A 5,604-nucleotide genomic window follows, 5' to 3' on the forward strand; every position below is an offset into this window, starting at 1 on the left:
GCATTGCCGCCTGCTTTGCGGTGGTGCTGAGCTTCAGCCCCAAATTTGAGGCGGTGGTGAACACGGTGCCCAGCGCGATCATCGGCGGTGTGTCGTTCATTCTGTACGGTATGATCAGCGCCATCGGCGTGCGCAACGTGGTGGAAAACCAGGTGGACTTCACCCGCAGCCGCAACCTCATCATCGCGGCGGTCATTCTGGTAAGCGCCCTCGGCTTTAACAGCCTGGGCGGCCTGACCTTCGCCGTCGGCAGCGTTACCATCTCGCTGTCCGGTCTTGCCATTGCGGCCATCCTGGGAATTCTGCTGAACGCTGTTCTGCCCGGCAACGACTACGAGTTCGATAAGGTTGAGACCCCGGAGAACCCCCTGAACCTGCAGGTGTGAGCGGCAGGCCTGCCTGCGATCTCCAAAACTTCCAGCTCCCCGCCCACGGGCGGGGGGCTGTTTTTGCAAAAACAAAGGCCGAACGGGGCTTGCAGCAGGCCAAAACGGGCAACAAAAGGCTTGTTTTGGCCGTGGTTTTATACTATAATACTTTAGTACGCTTGAAAGCTTGCCTTTTTGACAAGGGAAGGTCAATTCCGCCGTTTGGGTGGGGGCAAACTTCTTTTGCGGCGCATAGAGTGGGAAAAACAAGAAAAGGGGAAAGTGTGTGATGAAAGACTATCTTTCAATGGATGAGGCCGAACTGCGCGCCGAGCTGGAAACGGTGCGCGGGCAGTATCAGGGCTTTTGCGGCATGGATCTGCGGCTGGATATGTCCCGCGGCAAGCCCTGCCCCGAGCAACTGGACCTCTCGCAGGAGATGCTGCGCATGGTGGACAACTACACCGGCGAGGACGGCACCGATGCCCGCAACTACGGTCTGCTTGCCGGCATGCCGGAGGCGCGGCGCTTTTTTGCCGATCTGCTGCGCCTTGGCGACCCGGAAGAGGTGATCGTGTGCGGTAACTCTTCGCTGGCGATGATGTATTATCTGATTGATCTGGGCTGGCGCGCGGGCTTTGTGGACAGTGTGCGCCCCTGGCGCTTTTGCAACAACATTAAATTCCTTTGCCCGGTACCCGGCTACGACCGGCACTTTTTGGTGACCGAGTATTTTGGCTTTCAACTCGTTCCGGTGCCCATGCTGCCCACAGGCCCGGACATGGACCTTGTGGAACAGCTGGTGAAAAACGACGAGACCGTGAAGGGCATGTGGTGCGTGCCTGTTTACTCCAACCCGGACGGCTACACCTACAGCGACGATACGGTAAAACGCCTTGCGGCCATGCAGACCGCTGCGCCGGACTTCAAGATCATTTGGGACGACGCTTACTGCGTGCACCATTTGACCGACGAGCCCTGCGAAACCCTGCAGGTGCTGGAGGAGTGCAAAAAGGCAGGCAACCCGGAGCGCGCGCTGCTGTTCTGCTCCACCAGCAAGATCACCTACCCCGGGGCGGGCGTGGCGGCGCTGGGGGCAAGCCGGCGCAACATCCAGCATATCCTGGCCAACATGACCCCCATGATCATCAGCTACGACAAGATGAACCAGCTGCGCCACGTGCAGTTTTTGAAGGACCGCAAGGGCGTGCTGGACCATATGAAAAAGCACAGGGCGATCCTGGCGCCCAAGTTTGATTTGGTGAAGGATTCGTTTGCACGGCAGCTTGCGCCCTATGGCCGCATTGCCCGCTGGACCGACCCCAAGGGCGGCTATTTTATCAGCCTTTACCTGATGGACGGCTGTGCAAAGCGCACCGTGCAGCTTTGCAAGGAGGCTGGCGTTGTGCTGACCGGCGCCGGGGCTTCGTACCCATACGGCCTCGACCCGCAGGATCACCACCTGCGGATCGCGCCCACCTACCCGAGCCTGGCCGAGCTGGATATGGCCTGCAAGCTGCTGTGCGTGTGCGTGCGCATGGCCACCCTGGAAACGCTTTTACAGGCATGACTCCCTGCGGGGAAACGGCTGTAAAAATATAAACACCCCTGTTTTTGCCCCCGGCTGGGGCGGGGAGAGGGGAAAGTCTGGAGGTTCTTATGAAGAAGAAAGGCAAGCCCTGGCATCTCTTCGTATTGGCCCTGCTGATCTTTGCATTCGCTTATACGGCGTTTTTCGGCATCAGCAGCCAGTACGGAGATATCACCCATACCTATGTCAAGGGCGCAAAAGACATCCGCTTCGGCATCGATATCCGGGGCGGCGTGGATGTGACGTTCATGCCGACCGACGGGTTTGACGCCACCGACGAGCAGATGGCGGCCGCCGAGACGGTGATCCAGCAGCGGCTGGTGAATCTGAACATTACCGACAGCGAAGTGTATGTGGACTACAACAAGGACCGCATCATCGTTCGCTTCCCCTGGAAGGAAGGCGAGAGCGACTTCAACCCCGAGGCCGCCATCCAGGAGATCGGCACCACCGCGCACCTGACCTTCCGCAAGGGCAGCTCCATTGACGGCGAGCTGATCCTGGAAGGCAAGGACGTGGAGAAAGCGACCCCGGCCTACGGCCCCACCAAAGAGGGCGGCCAGAGCGAATATTACCTTTCTTTGGAATTTAAAAACAGCGGCAGGCAGGCCTTCGCCGACGCCACCACCGAGTTGGCGGCAAGCAAGGGGTACATCAGCATCTGGATGGACGAGCAGAACGTGAGCACCGCCAGCGTGAACACCCCCATCACCGACGGCAAGGCCATCATCAGCGGCAACTTCACGCAGGAGAGCGTGATCACCATGGCCAACCAGATCAACTCCGGCGCGCTGCCCTTCGCCCTTTCGGCCGAGAGCTACAGCACCATCAGCCCGAGCCTGGGCAGCCGAAGCCTGGAGGCCATGGTCATTGCCGGTGTGATCGCTTATCTGTTGATCCTTGTGTTTATGACCGCGCTTTACCGCCTGCCCGGCCTGATCGCTTCCATAGCGCTGCTGGGCCAGACCGCCGCCACCCTGGCGTTTGTGTCGGGCTATCTGTCCATCTTCAACAGCTTTACCCTCACGCTGCCGGGCATCGCGGGAATTATTCTGGCCATCGGCATGGGCGTGGACGCCAACGTGATCACGGCGGAGCGCATCCGCGAGGAGCTGGCCTCCGGCAAGACGCTGGACGGCGCGCTGAACGCCGGCTTTGCCCGCGGCCTTGCCCCCATTATTGACGGCAATGTGACCATTGTGATCGTGGCCTGCGTGCTGATGGGCGCGTTCGGCCCCACAGACGGCTTTTTCGCAAAGCTGTTCACCCCCATTTTCTTCGCGTTTGGCCCCTCCACTGCGGGCACCATTTATTCCTTCGGTTACACCCTGCTGGTGGGCGTGCTGCTGAACTTCGTGTTCGGCGTGTGCTGCACCCGCATCATGCTGCGCGGCGCCTCCCGCATCAAGGGCCTGCGCAAACTCTGGCTGTACGGAGGTGTTCGCAATGACGGCTAAATATAACTTTATGAAGCACCGCAAATTGTTCTTTGCCATCTCCATCGCCCTGATCGTGTTCATTGTGGGGGTTGCCGCCATATTTGGCGTTCCCATGGACATCCAGTTCAAGGGCGGCGCCATGGTGGTGCTGGGCTACGAGGGCGAGCCGGACATGCAGGACGTGCAGAGCATTATTTCCGGCGTGTTCGGCAGCGGCCTGACCTTTCAGGAGGGCAGCGACATTGCCACCGGCGACGCCACCCTGACCGTGAGCCTGCCGGGGGCGGAAACCGTGACGGCGGAGCAGCTGGAAAAGGCGCTGGTATCGGTGCAGAGCAGCTACCCGGACAACCATTTTGAGCAGCTTTCCATGAGCAACGTAAACCCCACCATCGGTCACGAATTTTTCCAGAAAAGCTGGGTGGCGGTTGCGGCGGCCTGCATCCTGATCCTGATCTACATCGCCCTCCGTTTCCGCAAGATCGGGGGCCTGCCCGCCGGTGTGATGGCGATTATCGCGCTGCTGAACGACCTGACCGTGGTGTTTGGCGTGTTTGTGGTGCTGCGCATCCCCCTGAACGGCAACTTTATCGCCGCGATGCTCACCATCCTGGGCTACTCCATCAACGATACAGTGGTCATGTACGACCGCATCCGGGAGAACGAGAGCCTGTACGGCAAAAAGCCCGGCTTTGAGACCCTGGTGAACGCCAGCATCAACCAGAGCCTGCGCCGCTCGGTGAACACCACCCTGACCACCTGCATGGCGCTGCTGACCGTGTGTGTGGTGTCGGTCCTGTTTGGGCTGGACAGCATCTTTACCTTCGCGCTGCCCCTGATGATCGGCATGATCTCGGGCCTGTACACCTCGCTGTTCATCACCACCTCGCTGTGGGTCACCTGGGAGAATTTTCGGGTAAAGCACAGCATTGGCAAGAAAAAGGGCAAGGCATCCAAATAACTGAAACGGCGCGCCGGGAAAGAATCTCTCCCGGCGCGCCGCTTGTTTTTGCCGACAAAAAGAAACAGGGAAAGGGCAAAAATCTAGGCAAACGGCCCAAAATGTGGTATACTGGTCTCAACAAAACCCAAGGAGGAACGGTTATGAAATGCCCTTACTGCGGTGAACTGGAGTCCAAGGTCATCGATTCCCGCCCCACAGAGGATGGCGAGAAGATCCGCCGCCGGCGCGAGTGCCTCGGCTGTTCCAAGCGGTTCACCACCTACGAGATCGTGGAAACGGTTCCGCTGATGGTCATTAAAAAAGACCGCTCCCGCCAGGCGTTCGACCGGCAAAAGCTGCTGGGCGGCATGCTGCGCGCCTGTGAAAAGCGCCCGGTGAGCTACCAGATGCTGGAGACCGCCGTGGACAACATCGAGCAGACCCTGCTGAACAGCTATGAGCGCGAGATCACCTCCATGCACATTGGCGAGCTGGCTATGGCCGAGCTGAAAAAGATCGACGAGGTGGCCTATGTGCGCTTTGCCTCGGTCTATCGCCAGTTTGGCGACCTGAACACCTTTATGGACGAGCTGAAAGACATGCTGAGCAGCCGTTCACAGCATGCTGAAAAATAAGTGGTCCATCATTTTGATCTGTGCCTTGGCTTTGCCGATCTCGCTTCGCAGATCCTGCAGGTTTTCTTCCGCCGCATAGGCGGAAAGACCGCCCAGGCACACGGCGGTGCTGCCCAGGTAGTCCCGCTTGATGAACAGGGCCATAAAGTGTTCCCGGCTTTTGTAGTATTGGTTCAGCCGGCCGATCGTTTTTTGTGCGCCCGTAAAATCCCCTTCGCTGGCCTGCCACTCAAGCTGGCTTAGCGTTTCCAGCATGGTAATGTTCGTGTCGTGCACCAGCCAGCTGCTGGCCAGAATGACCAGCGCAAGAAAAAGCAGGATCCACACCGCCGCATATACTCGCTTCATTGTATCTTTACCGCCCCTTTCAGAGAGCCGCTGAGTTTCAGCGGCTCTCTTTTTTTGTAAGGCTGAAATGTTCGGTATCGTCGCCCAAAAGCAAAAGCACCTGTTTTAGGGTACAGTCGTTTTGTGCCAGAGCCCGTTCCAGCCAGGGCTTATCCTTTCCGCACCAGAACAGGTTTTCCGGCAGCAGCTTTCCGTCGATCACAAAGGGAACCAGCGGCTTTTTTGCGGGGGGCGAGGGCAGCTTCAGGTCCTGCCGGGTCACGCTTTCCAGGGCGCCGCG

At 58.9% G+C, this 5,604-nt stretch carries 7 protein-coding genes; 5 read left to right on the forward strand and 2 right to left on the reverse strand.

Features of this window, described 5'->3' with window-relative positions; all coding sequences use genetic code 11:
- The 5 genes from ACMLHZ_RS10140 to nrdR all read left to right on the forward strand — a co-directional run.
- Positions 1 to 386: solute carrier family 23 protein (locus ACMLHZ_RS10140; protein WP_418667609.1), on the forward strand; the 386-nt coding region annotated here is incomplete at its 5' end.
- A 271-nt stretch (positions 387 to 657) separates the two neighbouring features.
- Positions 658 to 1,938, forward strand: a complete 1,281-nt coding sequence (locus ACMLHZ_RS10145; protein ID WP_418667610.1) for an aminotransferase class I/II-fold pyridoxal phosphate-dependent enzyme — start codon at positions 658 to 660, stop codon at positions 1,936 to 1,938.
- Between the two features lie 89 nt (positions 1,939 to 2,027).
- Entirely contained in the window at positions 2,028 to 3,416 is a 1,389-nt protein-coding gene (gene secD / locus ACMLHZ_RS10150) for a preprotein translocase subunit SecD (RefSeq protein ID WP_418667611.1), read from the forward strand.
- Positions 3,406 to 4,359, forward strand: coding sequence for a protein translocase subunit SecF (gene secF / locus ACMLHZ_RS10155; RefSeq protein WP_418667612.1), 954 nt, complete (start codon positions 3,406 to 3,408; stop codon positions 4,357 to 4,359). Before secD ends, secF begins: the two co-directional genes overlap by 11 nt.
- 143 nt (positions 4,360 to 4,502) lie before the next feature.
- Positions 4,503 to 4,976: a transcriptional regulator NrdR gene (gene nrdR, locus ACMLHZ_RS10160; protein WP_418667613.1), complete on the forward strand. Its 474-nt coding sequence runs from the start codon at positions 4,503 to 4,505 to the stop codon at positions 4,974 to 4,976.
- Here the strand turns inward: nrdR and ACMLHZ_RS10165 are convergent.
- Positions 4,956 to 5,324 (reverse strand): DUF4363 family protein, encoded by a 369-nt coding sequence (locus ACMLHZ_RS10165; protein ID WP_418667614.1) that lies wholly within the window; start codon positions 5,322 to 5,324, stop codon positions 4,956 to 4,958. The genes nrdR and ACMLHZ_RS10165 overlap by 21 nt on opposite strands.
- Before the next feature lie 37 nt (positions 5,325 to 5,361).
- The coding region (locus tag ACMLHZ_RS10170) for a YetF domain-containing protein (protein ID WP_418667615.1) at positions 5,362 to 5,604 on the reverse strand (243 nt) is incomplete at its 5' end.

The sequence above is a fragment of the Allofournierella sp. genome (assembly GCF_048388525.1).
GTDB lineage: Bacteria > Bacillota > Clostridia > Oscillospirales > Ruminococcaceae > BQOK01.